General features: G+C 71.1%; 22 protein-coding genes, 1 tRNA gene and 1 pseudogene. 15 read left to right on the top strand and 9 right to left on the bottom strand.

Annotation, left to right across the window (positions count from 1 at the left end):
- The first annotated feature begins 141 nt into the window (after positions 1-141).
- Positions 142-1,365, top strand: coding sequence for a sensor histidine kinase (locus tag AC2W7E_RS10305; RefSeq protein WP_485989037.1), 1,224 nt, complete (start codon positions 142-144; stop codon positions 1,363-1,365).
- Positions 1,362-2,045, top strand: coding sequence for a response regulator transcription factor (locus tag AC2W7E_RS10300; protein WP_025104306.1), 684 nt, complete (start codon positions 1,362-1,364; stop codon positions 2,043-2,045). Before AC2W7E_RS10305 ends, AC2W7E_RS10300 begins: the two co-directional genes overlap by 4 nt.
- Before the next feature lie 58 nt (positions 2,046-2,103).
- Here the strand turns inward: AC2W7E_RS10300 and AC2W7E_RS10295 are convergent, their stop codons facing one another.
- Entirely contained in the window at positions 2,104-2,574 is a 471-nt protein-coding gene (locus AC2W7E_RS10295) for a DNA modification methylase (protein ID WP_378872455.1), read from the bottom strand.
- 134 nt (positions 2,575-2,708) lie between these two features.
- Here AC2W7E_RS10295 and AC2W7E_RS10290 point away from each other — a divergent pair, with 134 nt between their 5' ends.
- The 5 genes from AC2W7E_RS10290 (at position 2,709) to AC2W7E_RS10270 (ending at position 7,577) form a co-directional block, all read left to right on the top strand.
- Positions 2,709-3,191: a CarD family transcriptional regulator gene (locus AC2W7E_RS10290; protein ID WP_025104308.1), complete on the top strand. Its 483-nt coding sequence runs from the start codon at positions 2,709-2,711 to the stop codon at positions 3,189-3,191.
- Positions 3,192-3,259: 68 nt separating this feature from the next.
- On the top strand, positions 3,260-4,507 hold the full coding sequence (ispD, locus tag AC2W7E_RS10285; RefSeq protein WP_485989036.1) for a 2-C-methyl-D-erythritol 4-phosphate cytidylyltransferase: 1,248 nt from the start codon (positions 3,260-3,262) through the stop codon (positions 4,505-4,507).
- A gap of 9 nt (positions 4,508-4,516) precedes the next feature.
- Complete coding sequence (cysS, locus tag AC2W7E_RS10280) at positions 4,517-5,923, top strand: cysteine--tRNA ligase (RefSeq protein WP_485989035.1); 1,407 nt, start codon at positions 4,517-4,519, stop codon at positions 5,921-5,923.
- Positions 5,916-6,920, top strand: coding sequence for a 23S rRNA (guanosine(2251)-2'-O)-methyltransferase RlmB (gene rlmB / locus AC2W7E_RS10275; protein WP_025104311.1), 1,005 nt, complete (start codon positions 5,916-5,918; stop codon positions 6,918-6,920). Before cysS ends, rlmB begins: the two co-directional genes overlap by 8 nt.
- Positions 6,921-6,935: 15 nt before the next feature.
- Positions 6,936-7,577, top strand: coding sequence for an NAD(P)-dependent oxidoreductase (locus AC2W7E_RS10270; protein ID WP_060921926.1), 642 nt, complete (start codon positions 6,936-6,938; stop codon positions 7,575-7,577).
- Between the two features lie 36 nt (positions 7,578-7,613).
- Here AC2W7E_RS10270 and AC2W7E_RS10265 read toward each other — a convergent pair whose 3' ends face one another.
- Positions 7,614-8,915 (bottom strand): DUF4032 domain-containing protein, encoded by a 1,302-nt coding sequence (locus tag AC2W7E_RS10265; RefSeq protein WP_025104313.1) that lies wholly within the window; start codon positions 8,913-8,915, stop codon positions 7,614-7,616.
- Positions 8,916-8,992: 77 nt separating this feature from the next.
- The gene (locus AC2W7E_RS10260) at positions 8,993-10,096 is read right to left on the bottom strand and encodes an ABC transporter ATP-binding protein (RefSeq protein ID WP_025104314.1); all 1,104 of its coding nucleotides are present in this window, start codon (positions 10,094-10,096) and stop codon (positions 8,993-8,995) included.
- 227 nt (positions 10,097-10,323) lie between these two features.
- On the opposite strand from AC2W7E_RS10260, the gene AC2W7E_RS10255 reads away from it, so the two are divergent.
- The 3 genes from AC2W7E_RS10255 to AC2W7E_RS10245 all read left to right on the top strand — a co-directional run bounded on the left by AC2W7E_RS10255 (position 10,324) and on the right by AC2W7E_RS10245 (position 12,536).
- Positions 10,324-11,274 (top strand): DsbA family protein, encoded by a 951-nt coding sequence (locus AC2W7E_RS10255; protein ID WP_025104315.1) that lies wholly within the window; start codon positions 10,324-10,326, stop codon positions 11,272-11,274.
- Between the two features lie 42 nt (positions 11,275-11,316).
- Positions 11,317-11,389: transfer RNA gene (locus AC2W7E_RS10250), tRNA-Thr, on the top strand.
- Between the two features lie 193 nt (positions 11,390-11,582).
- Positions 11,583-12,536: an aldo/keto reductase gene (locus AC2W7E_RS10245; RefSeq protein ID WP_485989049.1), complete on the top strand. Its 954-nt coding sequence runs from the start codon at positions 11,583-11,585 to the stop codon at positions 12,534-12,536.
- A 7-nt stretch (positions 12,537-12,543) separates the two neighbouring features.
- On the opposite strand, the gene AC2W7E_RS10240 is transcribed toward AC2W7E_RS10245, so the two are convergent.
- Genes AC2W7E_RS10240 through AC2W7E_RS10225 form a run of 4 tightly spaced genes read right to left on the bottom strand, consistent with a single transcriptional unit; the run spans position 12,544 to position 16,188 of the window.
- Positions 12,544-13,212, bottom strand: a complete 669-nt coding sequence (locus AC2W7E_RS10240) for a response regulator (protein ID WP_025105517.1) — start codon at positions 13,210-13,212, stop codon at positions 12,544-12,546.
- The gene (locus tag AC2W7E_RS10235) at positions 13,209-14,447 is read right to left on the bottom strand and encodes a sensor histidine kinase (protein WP_485989034.1); all 1,239 of its coding nucleotides are present in this window, start codon (positions 14,445-14,447) and stop codon (positions 13,209-13,211) included. The genes AC2W7E_RS10240 and AC2W7E_RS10235 overlap by 4 nt, the downstream gene beginning before the upstream one ends.
- Before the next feature lie 8 nt (positions 14,448-14,455).
- Positions 14,456-15,280 carry an ABC transporter permease gene (locus tag AC2W7E_RS10230; protein ID WP_025105519.1) on the bottom strand — a complete coding sequence of 275 codons (825 nt, stop codon included), beginning with the start codon at positions 15,278-15,280 and terminating at the stop codon, positions 14,456-14,458.
- Positions 15,277-16,188 carry an ABC transporter ATP-binding protein gene (locus AC2W7E_RS10225; protein ID WP_025105520.1) on the bottom strand — a complete coding sequence of 304 codons (912 nt, stop codon included), beginning with the start codon at positions 16,186-16,188 and terminating at the stop codon, positions 15,277-15,279. The genes AC2W7E_RS10230 and AC2W7E_RS10225 overlap by 4 nt, the downstream gene beginning before the upstream one ends.
- A 164-nt stretch (positions 16,189-16,352) precedes the next feature.
- Here AC2W7E_RS10225 and AC2W7E_RS10220 point away from each other — a divergent pair, with 164 nt between their 5' ends.
- Entirely contained in the window at positions 16,353-17,267 is a 915-nt protein-coding gene (locus AC2W7E_RS10220; RefSeq protein ID WP_036293476.1) for a DMT family transporter, read from the top strand.
- Positions 17,268-17,344: 77 nt separating this feature from the next.
- Here the strand turns inward: AC2W7E_RS10220 and AC2W7E_RS10215 are convergent.
- Positions 17,345-17,947, bottom strand: a pseudogene (locus AC2W7E_RS10215) (nitroreductase family protein); the annotation flags it as partial.
- Complete coding sequence (msrB, locus tag AC2W7E_RS10210; RefSeq protein WP_025105523.1) at positions 17,944-18,348, bottom strand: peptide-methionine (R)-S-oxide reductase MsrB; 405 nt, start codon at positions 18,346-18,348, stop codon at positions 17,944-17,946. The gene msrB and the pseudogene AC2W7E_RS10215, both read right to left, overlap by 4 nt.
- 72 nt (positions 18,349-18,420) lie before the next feature.
- Between msrB and AC2W7E_RS10205 the strand changes: the two genes are divergently transcribed.
- The 4 genes from AC2W7E_RS10205 (at position 18,421) to groL (ending at position 22,065) form a co-directional block, all read left to right on the top strand.
- Entirely contained in the window at positions 18,421-19,413 is a 993-nt protein-coding gene (locus tag AC2W7E_RS10205; protein WP_485989033.1) for a DUF2332 family protein, read from the top strand.
- Positions 19,414-19,422: 9 nt separating this feature from the next.
- On the top strand, positions 19,423-19,683 hold the full coding sequence (locus AC2W7E_RS10200) for a DUF3263 domain-containing protein (RefSeq protein WP_378872484.1): 261 nt from the start codon (positions 19,423-19,425) through the stop codon (positions 19,681-19,683).
- Between the two features lie 71 nt (positions 19,684-19,754).
- Positions 19,755-20,321 carry a LytR C-terminal domain-containing protein gene (locus tag AC2W7E_RS10195; protein ID WP_029990089.1) on the top strand — a complete coding sequence of 189 codons (567 nt, stop codon included), beginning with the start codon at positions 19,755-19,757 and terminating at the stop codon, positions 20,319-20,321.
- A 124-nt stretch (positions 20,322-20,445) separates the two neighbouring features.
- Positions 20,446-22,065 (top strand): chaperonin GroEL, encoded by a 1,620-nt coding sequence (gene groL / locus AC2W7E_RS10190; protein WP_025105526.1) that lies wholly within the window; start codon positions 20,446-20,448, stop codon positions 22,063-22,065.
- Positions 22,066-22,079 lie beyond the last annotated feature (14 nt).

Raw genomic sequence — 22,079 nt, 5'->3', positions numbered from 1 at the left:
ACTGCGCGCGCGCAGGCCTGAAGCGATTGTCTGCTCCGAAGGTTAACGAACGGTGCCCGGCGAGTGAATAGTACGTCTCCGCTCCCCGGGATGGCGCGGAAACCCGCCGGATCGACGGTGAACGCGCTCTACGCTGGAGTCATGACCCTGCCGCAGCTCGCGCTGTCCTCCCTCGCCATCGGGTTGGCGATCGGGGTGGGCCTCTCGCTCCTCGTCGTCTGGGCGTATCGGGCGCGGGCGCGGGCGGAGGAGGAGACGTCGATGGCGATCCCGCCCGGGATCACCGACGTGCTGCGCAGCATGGACGACGCCGCGTGCGTGGTCGACGTCTCCGGCCTCGTGCTCGCCACGTCGAAAGCCGCCGCACGGTTCGGGATCGAGGTCGGATCGACGCTCGAGAACCCGGAGCTCCGGCAGCTCGTGCGGGGCGTCCGCTCGACGGGGGAGACGGCGACCGAGTCGCTGCGCATCACCCGCGGCGGTCTCAGCCTCGACCCCCGCCTCGTGTCGGCCAGGGCGAGCGCCATCGGCACGCGCCTCGTGCTCCTCATCATCCGCGACGTGACCGAGCAGGAGCGCCTCGACCAGATGCGCCGTGACTTCGTGGCCAACACGAGCCACGAGCTCAAGACGCCCGTCGGGGCCGTGAGCCTGCTCGCCGAGGCCATCGAGTCCGCCGCCGACGACCCCGCCCAGGTGCGGGCGTTCGCGTCCCGGATCTCGGCGGAGGCCGGCCGTCTCGGTCAGCTCACCGGACGCATCATGAGTCTGTCCCGGCTGCAGGCGGAGGACGGGCTGACCGAGGTCGCCCCGGTCTCGATCGACGAAGTCATCGCCTCCTCGATCGAAGCCCACGTCGTGCAGGCCGACTCCGCCGGTGTGGAGCTCGCCCGCGGTGGAGACCGCGGCGTCTGGGTCCGCGGCGATGCTCAGATCCTCATCGAGGCCGTCGGCAACCTCATCGCCAACGCCATCGTCTACTCGCCCCGCGGCTCCCGGGTCGGCGTCGGGGTGAAGGCCGACGACGACGTCGTGGAGATCGCCGTCTCCGACCAGGGCATCGGGATCGCGGAGGCCGACCGCGAGCGCATCTTCGAGCGCTTCTATCGCGCGGACGAGGCCCGCTCCCGGCGCACCGGCGGCACCGGTCTCGGACTGTCCATCGTCAAGCACGCCACCCAGCGGCACGGGGGAGAGGTGCGGCTGTGGTCGCGCCCCGGCCGCGGGTCCACGTTCACCATCCGCCTGCCCCGGATCGATGCTCCCGCGAACGCCGGACAGGGCAAGAAGAGCAAGAAGAAGCGCGCGCGCAAGGCCGCCCCCGCGACCGGGGCGACGCGCGTCCGAAACGGAGAGACCGCATGACCCGCATCCTTCTCGTCGAAGACGAGCCCGACCTCGCCGACCCGCTCGCCTACCTGCTGCGCCGCGAGGGCTACGAGGTGGAGATCGCCGAGGACGGCCCTGGTGCGCTGACGGCCTTCCGGGAGCGCGGTGCCGACATCGTGCTGCTCGACCTCATGCTGCCCGGCATGCCGGGGACCGAGGTGTGCCGTCAGATCCGGTCCACGTCGGCCGTGCCCATCATCATGCTGACGGCGAAGGACTCCGAGGTCGACATCGTCGTGGGGCTCGAGCTCGGCGCGGACGATTACATCACCAAGCCGTACTCGTCGCGGGAGCTGCTCGCCCGGATGCGGGCGGTGCTGCGGCGGGTGGTGCAGGCGGAGGCCGAGCTCGACGAGCGGGTGCTCGAGGGCGGGCGCGTCTCGCTCGACATCGATCGGCACACGGTGGCGGTGGCCGGCGAGCAGATCAACATGCCCCTGAAGGAGTTCGAGCTGCTGGAGGTGCTGATGCGCAACTCCGGCCGGGTGCTCACGCGCGGCCAGCTCATCGACCGGGTGTGGGGGAGCGACTACTTCGGTGACACCAAGACGCTCGACGTGCACATCAAGCGCATCCGCTCGCGGATCGAGGAGAACCCGAGCGAACCGGTGATGCTCGTGACCGTCCGCGGCCTGGGGTATCGCTTCGAGGGGTGACCGCACACAAGAGAGGCCGGCACCCGTGGGTGCCGGCCTCGCGCGTCTGTCTGCGGACTCAGTCCTGCGGAGCGAGGTCCGAGTAGTACGGCAGGGTGCCGTCGAGGACGGGCACCTGCGTGGTCACGCCGGCGGAGTCGCCGGACTGGAAGTGCATCGCGACGGTGGCGCCGGGCATGGTGTCGAGGCCGACGATCTCCACCGGCTCCTGGTCGGCCCCGAGGCTGACCGATCCGCCGGCGGGCACGGTGATCATGAACGGCTCGCCGCCCTCGAGGGAGACCGTCAGGGTGGCGCGGTCCTGCGTCGGGTTGACGACCGCGCCCACGAAGTTCCCGGCCGTGCCGTCTTCGTTCGCGATGATGAGGGCGTTCCGGACGGCGATGGGGCCGTCCTCGTCCGACACGTTCACGCCGTCGGAGGCGGCGTACTCGGTCTTCGTCGCCTGCGGCGTGATGAACGTGCACCCGGTCGCGCCGAGCAGAACGACGGCGCTGATGGCGGCAGACGCGACAAGGCGCGATTTCACGGGTCCTCCTGAGGTCCGACGGGATATCCCTCCCCATTCTATGGGTAAGTCGAGGAGCCGCTGGGAACAGGAAGCGCGAACCTTAGCGCATATCCCCTGTGGTATCCTTGAGGTTGCCGAAAGGACATGTTTTTATGCTTTTTGAGGTTGGCGAGACCGTCGTCTATCCGCACCATGGCGCTGCGACCATCATCGAGGTCAAGGAACGCGTCATCAAGGGCGAGACGAAGAAATACCTGAAGCTCAACGTCACGCAGGGCGATCTCATCATCGAGGTCCCGGCCGAGAACGTCGACCTCGTCGGCGTCCGCGACGTGATCGGCAAGGAGGGCCTCGACCACGTGTTCGAGGTGCTGCGCGCGCCGTTCACCGAGGAGCCCACCAACTGGTCGCGCCGGTACAAGGCGAACCTGGAGAAGCTCGCGTCCGGCGATGTCATCAAGGTGAGCGAGGTCGTGCGCGACCTCTGGCGCCGCGACCAGGACCGCGGCCTGTCCGCGGGTGAGAAGCGGATGCTGGCCAAGGCCCGGCAGATCCTCATCTCGGAGCTGGCGCTGGCCGAGAAGATCGACGAGGACAAGGCGGGCGCACTGCTCGACGAGGTCCTCGCGTCCTGAGACGTCCTTCACGGAAGGCGGGTGCTGCGGCACCCGCCTTCCGTCGTCTCCGCCGGTAACGTGAAGCTGTGAGCATCCTCCCCGTCCCGCATACCGCGATCATCGTCGTCGCCGCCGGCTCCGGCACCCGTCTCGAAGCCGGAGCGCCCAAGGCGTTCGTCGGCATCGACGGCCGCACCATCCTGCGGCACGCCCTCGACGGCGTCTTCGCGGCGGCGCCCCTGCAGGTCGTGGTCGTCGCGCCCGCAGGCTACGAAGGCGACGCGGAGACGGAGCTGCGGGAGGCCGCCGGCGATCGTGCCGACCTGGGCCGCGTGGTCACCGGAGGGGCGACGCGGCAGGAGTCGGTCGCCGCGGGGCTCGCCGCTCTGTGGGGGGACGTCACGACGGTGCTCGTGCACGACGCGGCGCGCGCCCTCACTCCGCCCGCCGTCATCGACGCGGTGGCGGCGGCCGTGGTCGCCGATGCCGGTGCGGTGCCGAGCCTGCCTGTCGTGGACACGCTCAAGCGCGTCGCGGACGGTCTCGTCGTCGGTGCCGTGGATCGTGCGGAGCTCGCCGCAGCGCAGACTCCGCAGGGCTTCCCGCGCGCGCTGCTGGAAGCGGCGTACGCGGAGGCGACCGCCCGGGGCGCCGAGTACACCGACGACGCCGCGCTCTTCGCCGCGGCCGGGAACACCGTTCGCCTGGTGCCGGGCTCCGAGCGTTCGTTCAAGATCACCACTCCCGCCGATCTGGAGCGCGCCCGCCTCCTCGTCGCGACGTCGTCGGGATCGCCCTCCTCGGCGGCGCGGCCGTCGACACCCGTCGGGGGCGCACCCCGCGTGGGCATCGGCACGGACGTGCACGCCTTCGGTGGCGACGGGCCGCTGTGGCTGGCCGGGCTGGAATGGCCGGGGGAGCCCGCGCTCTCCGGGCATTCGGACGGGGACGCGGTCGGCCACGCGATCGTCGACGCGCTGCTCGGCGCCGCCGGGCTCGGCGACATCGGCGAGCACTTCGGCACCGCTCATCCGGAGTACGCGGGGGCGCACGCCGATGTCTTCCTCTCCCGCACCGCGGAGCTCCTGGCGGCGGCGGGATTCATGATCGGCAACGTGTCGGTGCAGTTCCAGGGCAACCGCCCGCGCTTCAGCGGACGACGCGGGGAGGCCGAGGCTGCTCTGTCGGCGGCGCTCGGGGGCGCTCCGGTGGCCGTGACGGCCACGACGACCGACGGCCTCGGCTTCCCGGGACGGGGCGAGGGGATCGCGGTCACGGCCGTCGCGGTCGTCATCCCGCGACCGGAGCGGAGTCTCTCAGCGCCCGCCGAGTAGGCTTGAGCGGTGACTCTCCGCCTCTACGACACCCGCGCACAGCTGCTGCGCGACTTCGTGCCTCTCGATCCCGAGAACATCACGATGTACGTGTGCGGACCCACCGTGCAGTCCGGCCCGCACATCGGCCACGTCCGCGCGGCCCTGAGCTTCGATCTCCTGCGCCGCTGGCTGACGCACCGCCACGGCCGCGTGACCTTCGTGCGCAACGTCACCGACATCGACGACAAGGTGCTCGCCAACGCCACGGACGCCGAGCCGTGGTGGGCGCTCGCCTACCGGATGGAGCAGGAGTTCGCCGCGGCCTACGCCGGCATCGGCATCCTGCCGCCCACGTACGAGCCGCGGGCGACGGCCTCCGTCCCGCAGATGCAGGAGCTCATCGCGCTGCTCATCGACCGGGGCCACGCGTACCCCGCTCCCGACGGGTCGGGCGACGTGTACTTCGATGTGCGCTCCTGGCCGTCCTACGGCGATCTCACTCATCAGTCGGTGGACGCGATGGAGGCGGCGCAGGACGCCGACCCGCGGGGCAAGCGCAACCCCCAGGACTTCGCCCTGTGGAAGGGGGCCAAGCCCGACGAGCCCGCCGATGCGACCTGGGCGTCGCCGTGGGGGCCGGGGCGTCCGGGCTGGCACATCGAGTGCTCGGCCATGGCGAAGCGGTACCTCGGTGCGGAGTTCGACATCCACGGCGGCGGCCTCGACCTGCGGTTCCCTCATCACGAGAACGAGCTCGCGCAGTCGACGGCCGCGGGTGACGGCTTCGCCCGCTACTGGGTGCACAACGGGCTCGTGACCGTCGACGGCCAGAAGATGTCGAAATCCCTCGGCAACTTCACCCTCGCGCGGGACGTGCTCGCGGAGCGGGACCCGCTGGTCGTGCGCTACGCCCTCGCCGCCGCGCACTACCGGTCGAGCCTCGATCTCTCGGAATCGTCCTGGGCGGAGGCGGACGCGGCGCTCGGCCGTATCCGCTCCTTCCTCGATCGCGCAGTCCGCGCGGCCGGCGAGGAGATCGGTGCTGAGGACGCACGGAGCCTGCCCGACGCCTTCGTCGAGGCGATGGACGACGACCTCGGCGTGCCGCAGGCGCTGGCCGTCGTGCACGAGAGCGTGCGGGCAGGGAACTCGGCGCTGGACGCGGGCGACACCGGCACGGCCCTGGACGCGGCGCGGGCGGTGCTCGCCATGACCGGGATCCTCGGTCTGGACCCGCGCACGGGATCCGGCGCCGCCGGGGGCGCGCAGGCAGCAGCGCTGGACGCGCTGGTGCAGGAGATGATCGCGCAGCGCGCCACCGCGCGCGCGGAGAAGGACTGGGCGGCGGCGGATCGCATCCGTGACGCGATCGCCGCCGCAGGAATCACGCTGGAGGACACTCCGGCCGGAACTCATTGGAGTATCGATGGCTAAGCCAGGGCGCCCCGGCGCGAGCAAGGGAAACAAGAAGGGCCCGACCAAGGGCACCGGCGGTCTCGGGCGCAAGGCGCTCGAGGGACGCGGCCCCACGCCGAAGGCGGAGGACCGCGCGTGGCACCCCGCCGGTAAGCGCAAGGCCGCGGCCGAGCGCTACGCGGCTGCGGGCGGAAAGGGCAAGCCCGGTGGGCGCCCCGCGTCCGGCGGCAACCCGAACCGTAGCGCCCGGTCGAAGGACAACACCACCGACACCGAGACGGTCACCGGCCGCAACTCGGTGCTCGAGGCGCTGCGCGCGAAGATCCCGGCGACGGCGATGTACATCGCGCAGCGCGTCGAGATGGACGACCGCGTCAAGGAGATGCTGTCGATAGCGACCCACCGCGACATCCCGGTGCTCGAGGTCACCCGCCAGGAGCTCGACCGCATGGCCGGTTTCGACGGCGTGCACCAGGGCGTCGCCCTCAAGGTGCCGCCGTACGAATACGCCCACCCGCAGGACCTCCTGGAGCAGGTCATCGACCGCGGCGAGACGCCGCTGTTCGTCGCCCTCGACGGCATCACGGACCCCCGCAACCTCGGTGCGATCATCCGTTCGACGGCGGCGTTCGGCGGCCACGGCATCATCCTGCCGCAGCGTCGTTCCGCCGGTGTGAACTCCGCGGCGTGGAAGACGAGTGCGGGCGCGGCGGCGCGCATCCCGGTCGCGCTGGCGTCGAACCTCACCACGCAGCTCAAGGAGTTCAAGAAGCAGGGCGTGTTCGTGCTCGGGCTCGACGGTGACGGCGACGTCTCGCTGCCCGCGCTGGAGCTGGCGGACCGTCCCGTCGTCATCGTCGTGGGCTCGGAGGGCAAGGGCCTGTCCCGCCTCGTGACCGAGACCTGCGACCAGATCGTCTCCATCCCCATCTCCGCGGCGACCGAGTCGCTGAACGCCGGCATCGCGGCCTCGGTCGCGCTGTACCAGGTCGCGACCGTCCGCGCCGCGGACTGACCGAGAGGAACACGCATGGCCCGCATCATCGTCCTGGGAGGAACCGGCTACGCCGGGCGCCACATCGTCGCGGAGGCGGTGAGCCGCGATCACGCGGTCGTCGCCATCTCGCGCTCGACCCCCGCGGATCCGGTCGCGGGTGCGGCGTACGTGCAGGGGTCCGCGCTCGACCCCGCGACGCTGACCGAGGCGTTCGCGGGTGCGGATGCCGTGGTCTCCGCGCTCTCGCCGCGCGGTGACATGGAGGACCGTGTCCTCGAGGCGCTGACGAACGTGGTCGCGCTGCTCGACGGCACCGAGACCCGGCTCGGGGTCGTGGGCGGCGCGGGCGGCAGCCTCGTCGCGCCCGGTGGCCCCCGACTGTTCGATCAGGGGTTCCCTGAGGAGTACAAGCACGAGGCGCAGGTCGGCATCGACTCGCTCGCGCTCCTGGAGCGCACCGCGGAGAGCCTGGACTGGTTCTTCGTGCACCCTGCCGAGGTCTTCGGGCCGTGGGCCGAGGGGGAGCGCACCGGACACTACCGGGACGGCGGTGACGTCCTCGTCCGCGACGAGGACGGGAAGTCGTACATCTCCGGGGCGGACTTCGCCGTCGCGATCGTCGACGAGATCGAGCAGGGCAACCACCACCGCGAGCGGTTCACGGTCGGCTACTGACGCCGTCCGGCGCGGCGCCGGCCGGCGGGCACGGTCTCAGACGAGGTCGCGCCAGTCCACCTCGTCGTCGTCGCCGAGCGCCAGCGTGCCGGTGACGACGGGGAGGCCCATCGTCTCGGTCGGCGGCCCCATGATGGTGGCCTCGTCGCGCCGGTGGCGGAGCACATCGTTGATGTAGCTCGTCAGCACCTCCGCGAGGGCGACCGAGCGTCCCTGCGCCTGGGACAGGTACCAGCGGTGCTCCAGCACCTGGTGGAACACCTCGGCCGGCTCCAGCTTGGCGCGCAGGTCGTACGGGATCGCGCGGACGACGGGCTCGAAGACGCGCGTGAGCCACTCGTGCGCGTACATCTCCTCGTCCGCCCACTGCTTGGTGGAGCGGGCACGGAACTCGTCGAGGTCGTTGAGGAGCCTCCGGGCCTGGTTCTCCTCGACGTCGAGACCGGTGAGGCGGATGAGTCGGCGCTGGTGGTGCCCGGCATCGACGACCTTGGGCTGGATCTCCACGACCGTGCCGTCGGCGGTCGTCGACATCGACATCTCGTCGATGTCGAAGCCGAGGGCGTTGAGCCGCTCGACACGTTCCGTGATGCGCCACGTCTCGGCGGCGGAGAAGGACTCCTGCGCGGTGAGCTCGGCCCAGAGGGAGCGGTAGGACGACACGATGCCGTCCGCGATGGCGACGGCGTCGACCCCATGCTCCAGGCGGCCGCCCGCGGCGAGGTCCATGATCTCCCCCGCGATGTTCGTGCGCGCGAGGTCCAGGTCGTAGGCGCGCTGACCGTCGGTGAGGCCCTCTTCGTGCAGCTCGCCGGTCTCCGCATCGACGAGGTACGCCGCGAACGCCCCGGCATCCCGGCGGAACAGCGTGTTCGAGAGCGAGACGTCTCCCCAGTAGAAGCCCACGTTGTGCAGACGCACGAGCAGCAGGGCGAGCGCGTCGACGAGGCGCGTGGCCGTGTCCGGGCGGAGCACCCGGGTGAAGAGGGCCCGGTACGGCATCGAGAAGCGCAGATGCGAGGTGACCAGTGCCGCGGGGAGCGGCGCCCCCGACGAGTCGGTGCGCCCCGCGATCACCGCGACGCGCTCCACGCACGGCACGTCGAGTCGCGACAGGTTGCCGAGCATCTCGTACTCCCGGCGCGCCATCTCGGTCGTCGTCTCCTTCACCGCCACCACGCGCCCGGAGAGATCCGCGAAGCGCACGAGGTGGCGGGAGAGGCCCTTGGGCAGCGAGACGATGTGCTCGGACGGCCACTTCTCCAGAGGCGTCGACCAGGGCAGAGCGAGCAGACCGGGGTCGACCGTCTTGGCGGTGATCCGGAGGGATTCCTGCATGGGGGCTCCTGAGGGTGCCGGGGAAACGACGCGGCGCGGGCGACCGAAGTCAGCCCGCGCCGCGGTGGAGTGTCCGATCAGGCCGAGACGACCGGCTTGTCGTTCAGGCGGTCGCCCGACTCGAGGTCGAACGCGTGCACGTGACCCGGGTTCGCGGCAAGGGTGACGGTCTCCCCGGCGTTCGGGTGGTTGCGGCCGTCGACGCGGGCGACGAGGTCGGTGCGCTTGCCGTTGATCTCCGTGTGGCCGTAGAGGTAGCCGTCGGCGCCGAGCTCCTCGACGAGGTCGACGACGACCGAGAGGCCGCGACCGTCGGCCGGGCCCACCGTGATGTCCTCGGGGCGGACGCCGACCGTGACCTGCGAGCCCGACGCGCGGCCGACCGTGTCGCGGTCCAGCGGCACGACCTCGGTGCCGAACTGCACGCCGCCGTCGGCGAGGTCGGCGCTGAACAGGTTCATCGCGGGGGAGCCGATGAAGCCGGCCACGAACACGTTGTTCGGCTTCTCGTACAGGTCGCGCGGGGAGCCGACCTGCTGGAGCAGACCGTCCTTGAGCACGGCGATGCGGTCACCCATCGTGAGCGCCTCGGTCTGGTCGTGCGTGACGTAGACCGTGGTGACGCCGAGACGACGCTGCAGTGACGCGATCTGCGTGCGGGTCTGGACGCGGAGCTTGGCGTCGAGGTTCGACAGGGGCTCGTCCATGAGGAACACCTGGGGCTGACGCACGATGGCGCGACCCATGGCGACACGCTGACGCTGACCACCGGAGAGGGCCTTCGGCTTGCGGGTGAGGTACTGCTCCAGGTCGAGGAGCTTCGCGGCCTCGAGGACGCGCGCGGCGCGCTCCTCCTTGCCGACGCCGGCGATCTTGAGCGCGAAGCCCATGTTCTCCGCGACGGTCATGTGCGGGTACAGCGCGTAGTTCTGGAACACCATCGCGATGTCGCGGTCCTTCGGCGGCACGTCGGTGACGTCGCGGTCACCGATGAGGATGCGGCCGGAGTTGACCTCTTCGAGGCCGGCGAGCATGCGGAGGGAGGTGGACTTACCGCAACCGGAGGGACCGACCAGGACGAGGAACTCGCCGTCTCCCACCTCGAGGTTGAGCTTGTCGACAGCCGGACGGGTGCCGCCGGGGTACAGGCGGGTGGCCTCGTCGAAAGTCACAGATGCCATCGGTTTCTCCTTCACCGGCAGGTACGTGCCGGACGATCCGTAGTGAATGAAGCGGCGGAGCGACCCGCCGTGACCCTCCATCGGGTCGGGATCAGTATGGCACGAACGGCCGCACCTGGGTATTTCTCAGCCTCACTGGTTAGCATCGAACCCGGCCGTGCGCAGCGGCGATCACCGCCCGACGGTGGTCGGGGCCAACCCGGACCCCCTGAGACTCAAGAGGAACGATGTCGAGCGACGAAACGCCGAACGTCCCCGCCCCTCGCACTTCGCGCGAGGCCGTGCGGGAGAAGGCACAGAAGGTGCACGCCCAGCAGTCGCGGGCGCGTCTCATGCGACGGATCATCATCGGTGCGGTGGCGATCATCGCGGTCGGTGCGATCGGGACCGCCGTGACGCTCGCCGTGACCTCGCAGACGTCCAAGCCGCAGCTCAGCCCCAGCGGCATGGAGGCGGACGGCGTCGTGGTGACGGACATCGCCTCCGCCGCGATCGCCGGCACCGCGTCCCCCACACCGGACCCCGAGCCCAGTGAGGCCGGCGCCAGCGAGACGCCGTCGCCCGAGCCGTCCGCGGCCGGCGCCGTCGAGGTGCACGTCTACGTCGACTACCTCTCGCCCGACGCGGGCAAGTTCGAGCGCGCCAACGCCCGTCTGCTCGCCCAGTGGATCGAGGACGGCGCCGCGACCGTCAGCTACCACCCGGTCGCTCTGCTCACCGCCAGCTCCAACGGCACGAAGTACTCGCTGCGTTCCGCCGCGGCCGCCGCCTGCGTGGCGACGCACTCGCCGGACCAGTTCTACGCGTTCAACCACGACCTCCTCGACGACCAGCCCGACGTGGGCAGCGACGGGATGTCCGACGAGGAGCTCGCCAACCTCGCGGGTGCCGTCGGCGTGGACAACGCCAAGACCGTGCGCTCCTGCATCCAGGACGGCGACTACGTCAGCTGGGCGAAGGAGGCGACGACCCGCGCGCTCGAGGGGCCGCTCCCCGGCTCCGACGACCTCGTGCTCACCGCCGCCCCGATGATCGTCGTGAACGGCGAGGCGTACGTCGGCGCGCTGGACGACCCGCAGGAGCTGTCGACGTTCGTCATGTCCGTCGCCAGCGAGGCCTACTACGAGTCGACGTCTCCGACGCCCACCCCGACCGCCACCTCGGCGCCGGCGAAGTAGTCCGTCGAGCGTCCCGGCCATCGCTAAGCTGTGATGGCATCCGCCGACTTGGCGCAATTGGTAGCGCACCGTACTTGTAATACGGGGGTTACGGGTTCGAGTCCCGTAGTCGGCTCTCTCTGACGGACCCCTCCGCGTGATCGCGGCGCCTCTGCGTGCCGCGTTGTCGCGCGCCCGCATATCGCGTATCACTTCGGAGGGTGTTATGTTACTGGGGTGCAGGTGGTCGGCACCCCGCCCCGGCCACCTGCGCATCTTTTCGCCTCATCGCGGGAATGTTCGCGCTGCTCGTCGCGGTTGTCTCGGACATGACCCGCATCGGCTCCAGTGACCTCGACGTCTTCCCTCTCGCCCTCGGCGGCAACGTGTTCGGCTGGACGGCCGACCGCGACGCCTCCTTCGCCGTCCTCGACGCCTTCGTCGACGGGGGTCGCGATTTCATCGATACGGCGGACTCCTACAGTGCGTGGGTGCCCGGCAACGAGGGCGGCGAGAGCGAGACGATCATCGGAGCGTGGCTCGCAGCGCGGAAGCCCCAGGGCGTCGTCGTCGCGACCAAGGTTAGCCAGCACCCCGCCTTCCGCGGTCTCTCGGCGGGGAACGTGCGCCGCGCGGCGGAGGCGTCGCTCGCTCGCCTCGGCGTCGACGAGATCGACCTCTACTACGCCCACTTCGATGACGAGTCCGTGCCGCTGGAGGAGACGGTCGAGGCGTTCGGCGCCCTCGTCACGGACGGGCTCGTGCGGCACGTGGCGGTGTCCAACTACACCGCCAACCGCATCCGGCAGTGGATCGACATCGCGGACCGCCTCGGCGTCGCGCGACCGGTCGCCGTCCAGCCGCACTACAACCTCGTGCACCGCAATGACGTCGAGGACACCATCATCCCCGTCGCCGAGGAGTTCGGGCTGAGCCTCGTGCCGTACTACGCGCTGGCGAGCGGCTTCCTCACCGGCAAGTACCGCTCGACGGACGCCGGGGGAGAGGGGTCTCCGCGGGCCGCCGGCGCCGCGAAGTACGCCACCGAGGCGGGACTTCGGATCATCGACGCGCTCGACGAGATCGGCGGAGCGCACGGCGCCTCGGTCGCCGCGACAGCCCTGGCCTGGCTGCGTGCGCAGCCGACCGTGGTCGCGCCCATCGCGAGTGCCCGGACGGTGGATCAGGTGCCGGATCTGCTCGCCGGAGCGCGGCTGGAGCTGTCGACCGACGAGGTCGAGCGCCTGAACCGCGTGTCGGCCTGGACGCCGCCGCAGGGCTGACCCGCTCTCACCGACCGACGAGGCCGAGCCGGTGCGCGAGGATCACGGCATGGATCCGGTCCCGCGCCCCGAGCTTCGCCAGGATCCGCCCGACGTGCGTCTTCACCGTGGACTCGCCGACGTAGAGCGACGCCGCGATCTCGGCGTTCGTGAGACCCTGGCCGATCGCGACGAACACCTCGCGCTCGCGTTCGGTCAGGGAGCGGTACCCGGCGTCGTCGACCTCGTCGAGAGCGTTGGCTCCGAGCTGCGAGCCGACATGCTCCAACAGCACGCGGGTCACCCGCGGAGCCAGCGCGGCGTCTCCACGATGGACGGCACGGACGGCGGAGAGCATCTCCTGGCGCTGGGCGTCTTTCAGGAGGAACCCGCTGGCACCGGCCCGGATCGCGCCGAAGGCGTACTCGTCCAGATCGAAGGTCGTGAGGACGAGCACCTTCGTGTCGGGATGCGCGCCGACGATGGCGGTCGTCGCCGCGATCCCGTCGAGCTCCGGCATCCGGATGTCCATGAGCACGAGGTCGGGGGCGAGTGCGGCGCTCTGCGCGATCGCCGCCTTCCCGTCGGCGGCCTCCCCGATGACGACGATGTCGGGTTCCGCCTCGAGGACCATGCGGAACCCCAGGCGGATCAGCTCCTGGTCGTCGACCAGGAGCACGCGGATGGGTGATGTCATCTGTTCTCCTCCTCTGTCGGCAGCACGGCGCGAAGGATCCATCTGCCCGCACCGTCCGGCCGCGACTCCAGTGTGCCGTGGACGTGGGCGGCGCGTTCCTGGAGACCCCGGAGACCGAAGCCTCCCTCGCCCGGAGAGCCCGCGACGCCGTCGTTGACGATCTCGACGACCACGGACGCGGGCGTGTACTCGAGTCGCACGGATGCGGCGGTCGCGGTCGGCGCGTGCCGCATCGCGTTCGTCAGCCCCTCCTGCACGATCCGGCCGAGCGCGTGGGCGACGTCGGACGAGACGTCCGCGTGGCCGGTGGTGGCGAGGGTCACCGGATACCCGGTCCGCTGCGCGGCCGCGACGGTCTCCTGCGGGGATGCGGGCGAGACCGGCGCGAGGAGGAGCGGGGCGTCGTCGTCCCGAAGCACCCCGAGCATCGCCCGCATCTGGGTGAGCGCGCTGCGGGCGGTGTCCGCCGCAGAGGTGGCCGCCGCGCGCGCCTGTTCGCGGTCCGGGGTGGCGGCCGCTCCCTCGGACAGCGCCACGACCACGGTCAGGGAGTGCGACACGATGTCGTGCATCTCGCGTGCGATCCGCGCCCGCTCCGCCGCAGCGGCGAGCTGCGCCTGCTGGTCGCGCTCCACGAGGAGCTGCCGGGAGCGGTCGATGACGGCGTCCAGGTAGCGCTTCCGGTTGCCGACGTTCGCGCCGATCAGGGTGCCGATCAGGCCGAGCACGACCGTGCCGAGCAGGGCGTTGACCGCCTCTTGGAGTGTGAAGATGCCGGACCAGAGGAGGAGCCCGGCTCCCGAGGCGCTGGCGGCGACGCCGATGCCGAAAGCTGTCCACGCGGCACGGGTGGAACGGTAGACGGCGAGGGAGTAGCCGGCGAACAGCAGCAGCGGGCTGCTCCCCGGCAGCGCGGTGAACAGGAGGAAGACCTCGAGCAGGATCGCCGCGATCGCCGGGAGCCACGGCTTCCGTCGGCGCCAGAGCAGGGTGGCGGAGGCGGCGACCACGCAGAGCGGCAGCAGGGCGGCGAGCACGAGCCCGACGTGGCCGCGGTCGGCATCGTCGACGCGCGCGGCGGGTGTGATCGTGAGGACGATACAGAGCAGGGTGAGCAGGACGTCGGCGAGGACGGGATGGCGCGCCCAGAAACGCCGGAACAGGCCGGGAGGACGAGGGAGCCGCAGCCCCTCGTCCTCCCGGACCGTGTCCGTTCCGCGTCGCTTCGCCGGCACCCGGTCTCCTACGCGTCGCGCGTGCGAAGGACGGCCCACGCGGCCAGCAGACCGCCGACCACCCAGCAGCCGAGGGTGAGGAAGGCGACCGGCGCATCCAGCGTCGCCGTGTCACCGGGCAGGATCGCGCTCTGCGCGGCGGCGACGGGGAGGTAAGCGGAGGCGTCGATCACCCAGGCCCAGGCCTCTCCCGCCATCGCGAAGAAGCTCGCGACGATCGGCAGGACGAACAGCAGACCGACCGTCGCCGCGATCGCTCCGGCACCCGAGCGCAGGATGAAGCCGAAGGCCACGCCGATCAGCGCGAAGACGGCCATGGCGAGGGAGGCGACCACGATCGGCAGGACGGAGGCCGCGGGGTCCGACCAGTCGATGCGCTGCTCCCGTCCTGCGACCACGGCGGACACGGCGGCCGCCGCGGCGCCGAAGATGACCAGCGACGACAGGAACAGGAAGCCCGCGAGCACGAGGGCCTTCGCCAGCAGCACGGACCCGCGGATCGGGTCGGCGGTCAGCGTCGAGCGGATCATGCCCGTGGAGTACTCGCCGGTGACCGAGATCGCCCCGATGATGCCGGCGAGCAGCATCGTGAACTGGATCGGCATGACGACGGCCTGGATCGGGTCGAACCCGGGGGCATCGATCGCCTGGGCGATGAGGACGGCGATGCCGATCGTCAGCACGGCGGCGATCGCGATGGACCACCACGTCGACCGGAGGGTGATGAGCTTAATCGCCTCGCCGCGCACGGCGCGTGCGAAGGTGAGGCGCCGACCCGAGTCGACGGCAGGGGGCGCGACGGCCGGGGTCGTCACGGCGGGGGCGGCGGTCATGAGAGCTCCTTCGTGCGGTACTCGACGGCGTCGCCGGTGAGGGCGAGGTAGGCCTCTTCGAGGGATCCGGTGGTCGGGGTGAGTTCGTGCAGCGGGATCCCGCGCTCCGCGGCGAGGTCGCCGATGCGGGCTGCCGGGAGCCCCGCGATGTCGAGCAGATCGGGAGCGGCGCTGACGATCTCCACGTCCGGACCGCCCACCGCGGCCACGAGGTCGGTCGGGCGGGGTGTCCGCACGCGCACGCGGTTCGTCGTCCAGGAGCGCACCAGCTCGGCCAGCGGAGCGTCGGCGAGGACCTTGCCCCGTCCCATCACGATGACGTGGTCCGCGGTCTGCGCCATCTCGCTCATGAGGTGACTGGACAGCAGGACCGTCCGGCCCTCGGAGGCGGCATGCCGGACGAACTGGCGCACCCAGCGGACGCCCTCCGGGTCGAGGCCGTTGACCGGCTCGTCGAGGATGAGGGTGTGCGGGTCGCCGAGCAGTGCGGAGGCGATCCCGAGGCGCTGCCCCATGCCGAGGGAGAACTTCCCGGCGCGCTTGCGGGCGACCGCGCCGATGCCGGCGAGCTCGATGACCTCGTCGACGCGCGACGTCGGGATGCCGTGCGTGGCGGCCATGGCCCGGAGGTGGTCGCGTGCGGTCCGTCCGGTGTGCACGGCCTTGGCATCGAGGAGCACGCCGACCTCGGTGAGGGGCGCCCGGAGCTTGCGATACTCCTGGCCGGCGACGGTCGCCCGGCCGGCCGACGGACGGTCCAGCCCGACGATCATGCGCATGGTCGTCGACTTCCCTGCGCCGTTCGGTCCGAGGAAGCCGGTGACGGTCCCCGGCTGCACGGTGAAGGACACGCCGTCGACGGCGGTCTTGTCCCCGAATCTCTTGGTGAGGCCTTCTGCGGTGATCATGGTCCCCACGCTACGGACCGTCGGGGCGCGGCGCGTCCTCCCGGAGGACGATTCCCCGGTGCGGTGCGATCGTCCTCCGGGAGGACGGCGCCGTGGAGGACAGGTGCCCGCGGAGGCTCCGATAGTGTCGAGAGGTGACTCCCGCCCGCCGCCTCCCCGCCCCTCTGGCGCTCGGGGGAGCCGTCGCGATCGGGGTCATGACCGCGATCCAGGCGCGCATCAACGGGGTCCTGGGCGTGCGCGTCGACAACGGCATCGTCGCCGGCTTCCTGTCCTTCGCGGTGGGGCTCGTGGCCCTCGCCGTCGTCATCTCCTTCCTGCCTTCGGCGCGCGGTGGTGCCGCGCGCCTCGGCCGCGGCATCCGCGACCGGAGCATCCCGTTCTGGATGCTCCTCGGCGGAGCCTGCGGCGCTCTCACCGTCTCCACCCAGGGGCTGACGGCGGGCATCCTCGGCGTCTCCCTCTTCACGGTGGGTGTCGTGGCAGGGCAGACCCTGCACGGCCTCGTCCTCGACCGCATCGGCTTCGGGCCGGCGGGCGTCGTGGCCGTGACCCCCGGCCGGGTGATGGGCGGCGTGCTCGCGCTCGCCGCGGTGGGGATCTCCCTCTCGGGTGATGTGCTGGCGACCGCCCCGCTGTGGATGCTGGTGCTGCCCTTCGCCGCCGGTGTCGGCATCGCCTGGCAGGCCGCGACGAACGGTCGGCTGGCCCAGCGCGTGCAGTCGCCGATCGCCGCCACCCTGATGAGCTTCATCGCGGGAACCCTGGTCCTGGCGGTCGCCGCCGGCACCAGCGTCGCCGTGCGGGGGTGGCCGGCCGCGCTGCCGACCGAGCCCTGGCTCTACCTCGGCGGCTTCCTCGGTGCGGGCTACATCCTGCTCGGCGCCTTCATCGTCGCGCACACGGGCGTGCTGCTCATGGGGCTGGGATCGGTGCTCGGGCAGCTCGTGACGTCCGTCGTGATCGACCTGCTCTGGCCGGCGCAGGCGGGACCGGCGCTGTGGCAGGTGATCGCGATGGTCATCGTGGCGGTGGGCTCGGTGCTGGTCGCGGTGCCCTGGCGTCGACGCCGGCTCTAGGAGCGGCTCTTCTTCGCGGCCTTCGCGGCCTTCTTCTTCGCCTTCTTCTTCGCCTTCTTACGGGCCTTCTTCTCGGCCTTCTCGGCCTTCTTCCTCTCGGCCTCCTGCGCCGCCGCCTCGGCTGCCGCCCGCTCCTCCGGAGAGAGCTTCGGCGGCCGGGTGAGAAGCGCGCGGGCGTCGACCGTCTTGCGCCTGCCGGGGCTCTTGCCCTCGGGCTTCGCGCCGATGTAGAGCCAGCCGAGGAGCTCCTCGTCGGGGCCCAGTCCGTGCATGCGCGCCACGGGCTCTGAGCGCGTGTAGTGTCCGGTGCGCCAGATGACGCCCCACCCCGCCTCATCGAGCAGCAGGCTCAGCACATGCGCGACGCCGGAGGCCACCGCCTCCTGCTCCCAGCGCGGCACTTTCTCGCTCGGACGGTAGCTCGCGACCACCGCGATGAGGAGCGGAGCCCGCAGCGGCTTCGTCGACGGCTCCGCGTCTCCCTGAGCCTCGGCGATCGCGGCACCGAGCGCCTCGCGGTCCGCGCCGCGCAGCTCGATCAGACGCCAGGGGCGCAGCGAGGAATGGTCGGCGACGCGGCCGGCGGCGCCGACGAGCGTCACCAGCTCCTCGCGCCCCGGGGCGGTGTCGCCGACCTTCGACCAGGACTGCCGTGCGCGGACGGCGTCGAGGGCGCTCACGACTCGTCGGGCGTGAAGTTCAGCGCGATCGAGTTCATGCAGTAGCGGTCACCGGTGGGGGTGCCGAAGCCGTCCGGGAAGACGTGGCCGAGGTGCGAACCGCAGGTCGCGCAGCGGACCTCCGTGCGCACCATGCCGAGACTGTCGTCCTCGAGCAGCTCGACCGCATCCGGCCGGACCGACTCGTAGAAGCTCGGCCAGCCGCAGCCCGAGTCGAACTTGGTGCCGCTCTTGAAGAGCTCCGCACCGCAGGCGCCGCAGGTGTAGAGGCCGGCGCGCTCCTCATCGAGCAGCTCACCCGTCCAGGCGCGCTCGGTCGCCGCCTGGCGCAGCACGGCGTACTGCTCTTCGCCGAGCTCGTCGCGCCACTCGTCTTCGGTCTTGTTCACGCTGTAGGGCATCGTGTCCTCCTGAGTCCTCTCCATTCTCCCTCGTGCGAGGGCGTCGGTGGCGCTTCGCGTCAGAATGGACGCATGACCGACGCCGTGCAGGAGCGCTATGCCCGATTCGCGGCGACGGAGGCTCCTGGGCGCAGCGCGCTGTACGCGGAGTGGGCGGCCGGGGTCGCCGCCGACCCGGAGATCAGGGAGCTTCTGCGACGGATCCCGCCGACCCGACGCCAGCCGCCCGTCGTCTTCGCCGTGTCCCGCCTGCTCGGCGCCGGTCACGGACCGTACCGGGAGTGGCGTGAGTTCGTCCTCGCGCAGGCCGACCGGCTCGTCGCCGAGTGCACCCGGCGCGCCCTGCAGACCAACGAACCTCTGCGGACCGCCGCTCTGCTGCCCGTGCTCTCCGAGATCGACGGGCCGATCGCACTGCTGGAGATCGGCGCCGCGGCGGGCCTGTGCCTCTACCCCGATCGCTACTCGTTCCGCTTCACCGACGGAGACGGACGCGTACGCCGCGCCCTCGATCCGCTCGACGGCCCCTCGACGGTGCTGCTGGAGAGCACCGTGTCCGGAGACCTGCCGCCGCTGCGCCTGCCCGAGGTCGTGTGGCGCGCGGGTATCGACCTCGCCCCGCTGGACGCGGCGGCCGCCGACGACCGGCGCTGGCTCGGCGCACTCGTGTGGCCGGGGGAGGAGGGGAGGGAGCAGCGCATCACCGCCGCGCTCGACATCGTCGCCGCCGACCCTCCGCTCCTCGTCGCCGGCGACGCGGCCGCCCACCTGGACGATCTGGCGGCGTCGGCTCCGGCGGACGCCACTCTGGTCATCACGACCCCGGGGGTGCTGGTGCACATCCCGCGGGCGGAGCGGACGGAGCTCGTCGCGACGATCGCGGGACTGCCGGCGCACTGGGTCACGATCGACCCTCCCGGCCTCCTCGACGTGTGGGAGCCGCCGGTCGCCGTGGAGACCTGGCCGGGCTTCGTCGTCGCGCACGACGGCCGCGTGCGCGCCGCCGCGGATCCGCTCGGCGCGTGGTGGGAGTGGCGCGCCGGGGATCGCCGTCCGACGACCTAATCTGAGGGCATGTCCGCAGACCACCTCACGGAGCGCGATCGCGCGATCCTCGCCCTGGAGGCCGCCTGGCCCCGCCACGGCGGCATGAAGGAGGAGGTCATCCGCAGCAAGCTCGGCATGAGCGCGGCGCGGTACTACCAGCTGCTCGGGCGGCTGATCGACTCCGAGGCCGCGCTCGAGTTCGACCCGATGCTCGTGCGGCGGCTGCGTCGGCTCCGCGACGCCCGCGGCGCCAGACGGGCCGCGCGGATCCCCGGCTTTACCGGCTGAGCGGACGCCGACCGCACGGATCGGGCCCGTCGCGGACCGGTTTGCCAGGGACGTGCCGCTAGCATCGAGGGGTGTCCAAGCCCCCCCGTGACCGTTTCGACGAGGTCCCCCGTTCCACCGGACGCGTAGGAGCGCACCGCGCCGAAGCCCCGGGCATGAACGGCTGGGTCGTGCTGCTGTGGTCGTTCGTCGCTGCCCTCGTGCTCATCATCGCCGGCATCTTCGGCGCACTGGCCGTCATGGGGCGGATCGAGCTGTTCCCCGATGCCGCGCCGTCCGCGGTCGCCACGCCGGAGGAGACCGGGGTGATCGACCCGACCTACTCGGTGCTGATCCTCAACGCGACCCCGGACAACGGCCTCGACGACCAGATGCGCGACACCCTCATCAACGCCGGCTGGGCGGCGGACACGGTGCTCGCCAGCGACAGCGAGAGCGACGACTTCGCCACGACGACCGTCTACTACGTCAGCGCCGAGGACGAGGAGGCGGCCATGGGCCTCGCCGGCGTCATCGGCGGTGCCGAGGTGCAGCAGAGCGATTACTACGCGGGTCAGACCGAGGACGGCCAGAAGCAGCTCACCATCGTGATCGGCGTCGACCGGGCCGCGTCGGTGCCCGAGACTCCCGCGCCCTGACGCCCGTCTCCCTCTCGGATCGCACGGCTTGCACTCGATGGTGTCGAGTGCCAGAATGGCGTTAGCACTCTCTCACTCTGAGTGCTAAACCCACCGTCTACGTCCAGGAGGGACGACAAAACTCATGGCAAAGATCATCGCCTTCGATGAGGAGGCCCGCCGCGGCCTCGAGCGTGGCCTCAACATCCTCGCCGACGCGGTCAAGGTGACCCTCGGCCCGCGTGGTCGCAACGTCGTGCTCGAGAAGAAGTGGGGCGCCCCCACGATCACGAACGACGGTGTCTCCATCGCCAAGGAGATCGAGCTGGACGACCCGTACGAGAAGATCGGCGCGGAGCTCGTCAAGGAGGTCGCCAAGAAGACCGACGACGTCGCCGGTGACGGCACGACGACCGCCACGGTCCTCGCCCAGGCCCTGGTCCGCGAAGGCCTGCGCAACGTCGCGGCCGGTGCCGACCCCATCTCCCTCAAGCGCGGCATCGAGAAGGCCGTCGCCGCGATCACCGAGGAGCTGCTGAGCACGGCGAAGGAGATCGACTCCAAGGAGCAGATCGCCGCGACCGCCTCGATCTCCGCCGCCGACCCCGCGATCGGCGAGCTCATCGCCGAGGCCATCGACAAGGTCGGCAAGGAGGGCGTCGTCACCGTCGAGGAGTCGCAGACCTTCGGCACCGAGCTCGAGCTCACCGAGGGCATGCGCTTCGACAAGGGCTACCTGAACCCGTACTTCGTCACGGACCCGGAGCGCCAGGAAGCCGTCTTCGAGGACCCGTACATCCTCATCGCGAACCAGAAGGTCTCCAACATCAAGGACCTCCTGCCGATCGTCGACAAGGTGATCCAGGACGGCAAGGAGCTCGTCATCATCGCCGAGGACGTCGAGGGCGAGGCTCTCGCGACGCTCGTGCTGAACAAGCTCAAGGGCATCTTCAAGTCGGTCGCCGTCAAGGCTCCCGGCTTCGGCGACCGTCGCAAGGCGCAGCTGCAGGACATCGCGATCCTCACGGGCGGCCAGGTCATCACCGAAGAGGTGGGCCTGAAGCTCGAGAACGCCACGCTCGACCTGCTCGGCCGTGCGCGCAAGGTCATCGTCACCAAGGACGAGACCACGATCGTCGAGGGTGCCGGCGAGGCCGACCAGATCGAGGGTCGCGTCACGCAGATCCGTCGCGAGATCGAGAACACCGACAGCGACTACGACCGCGAGAAGCTGCAGGAGCGCCTGGCGAAGCTCGCCGGTGGCGTGGCCGTCATCAAGGCCGGTGCGGCGACCGAGGTCGAGCTCAAGGAGCGCAAGCACCGCATCGAGGACGCCGTCCGCAACGCGAAGGCAGCCGTCGAGGAGGGCATCGTCCCCGGTGGTGGCGTCGCGCTCATCCAGTCCGGCACGAAGGCGCTCGACGCTCTCTCGCTCGAGGGCGACGAGGCGACCGGTGCGAACATCGTGCGCGTCGCGATCGAGGCTCCGCTGAAGCAGATCGCGCTGAACGCCGGTCTCGAGCCGGGCGTCGTCGCCAACAAGGTCTCCGAGCTCCCCGCGGGCCAGGGCCTGAACGCCGCCAGCGGCGAGTACGGCGACATGTTCGCACAGGGCATCATCGACCCGGCGAAGGTCACGCGTTCCGCGCTGCAGAACGCCGCGTCGATCGCCGGCCTGTTCCTCACGACCGAGGCCGTCGTCGCCGACAAGCCCGAGAAGGCTGCTGCTCCCGCGGGTGACCCCACGGGCGGCATGGACTTCTGATCCTCTGAGAGGTT

Source organism: Microbacterium sp. CFSPD4_SD4, from assembly GCF_057364585.1.
This window is presented reverse-complemented; position numbering and strand designations above follow the sequence as displayed.

Coding starts and splice junctions, on each gene's coding strand:
- AC2W7E_RS10305 (WP_485989037.1), top strand. CDS start 142: ATGACCCTGCCGCAGCTCGCGCTGTCCTCCCTCGCCATCGGGTTGGCG.
- AC2W7E_RS10300 (WP_025104306.1), top strand. CDS start 1,362: ATGACCCGCATCCTTCTCGTCGAAGACGAGCCCGACCTCGCCGACCCG.
- AC2W7E_RS10290 (WP_025104308.1), top strand. CDS start 2,709: ATGCTTTTTGAGGTTGGCGAGACCGTCGTCTATCCGCACCATGGCGCT.
- rlmB (WP_025104311.1), top strand. CDS start 5,916: ATGGCTAAGCCAGGGCGCCCCGGCGCGAGCAAGGGAAACAAGAAGGGC.
- AC2W7E_RS10270 (WP_060921926.1), top strand. CDS start 6,936: ATGGCCCGCATCATCGTCCTGGGAGGAACCGGCTACGCCGGGCGCCAC.
- AC2W7E_RS10265 (WP_025104313.1), bottom strand. CDS start 8,915: ATGCAGGAATCCCTCCGGATCACCGCCAAGACGGTCGACCCCGGTCTG.
- AC2W7E_RS10260 (WP_025104314.1), bottom strand. CDS start 10,096: ATGGCATCTGTGACTTTCGACGAGGCCACCCGCCTGTACCCCGGCGGC.
- AC2W7E_RS10255 (WP_025104315.1), top strand. CDS start 10,324: ATGTCGAGCGACGAAACGCCGAACGTCCCCGCCCCTCGCACTTCGCGC.
- AC2W7E_RS10245 (WP_485989049.1), top strand. CDS start 11,583: ATGACCCGCATCGGCTCCAGTGACCTCGACGTCTTCCCTCTCGCCCTC.
- AC2W7E_RS10240 (WP_025105517.1), bottom strand. CDS start 13,212: ATGACATCACCCATCCGCGTGCTCCTGGTCGACGACCAGGAGCTGATC.
- AC2W7E_RS10230 (WP_025105519.1), bottom strand. CDS start 15,280: ATGACCGCCGCCCCCGCCGTGACGACCCCGGCCGTCGCGCCCCCTGCC.
- AC2W7E_RS10225 (WP_025105520.1), bottom strand. CDS start 16,188: ATGATCACCGCAGAAGGCCTCACCAAGAGATTCGGGGACAAGACCGCC.
- msrB (WP_025105523.1), bottom strand. CDS start 18,348: ATGCCCTACAGCGTGAACAAGACCGAAGACGAGTGGCGCGACGAGCTC.
- AC2W7E_RS10205 (WP_485989033.1), top strand. CDS start 18,421: ATGACCGACGCCGTGCAGGAGCGCTATGCCCGATTCGCGGCGACGGAG.
- AC2W7E_RS10200 (WP_378872484.1), top strand. CDS start 19,423: ATGTCCGCAGACCACCTCACGGAGCGCGATCGCGCGATCCTCGCCCTG.
- groL (WP_025105526.1), top strand. CDS start 20,446: ATGGCAAAGATCATCGCCTTCGATGAGGAGGCCCGCCGCGGCCTCGAG.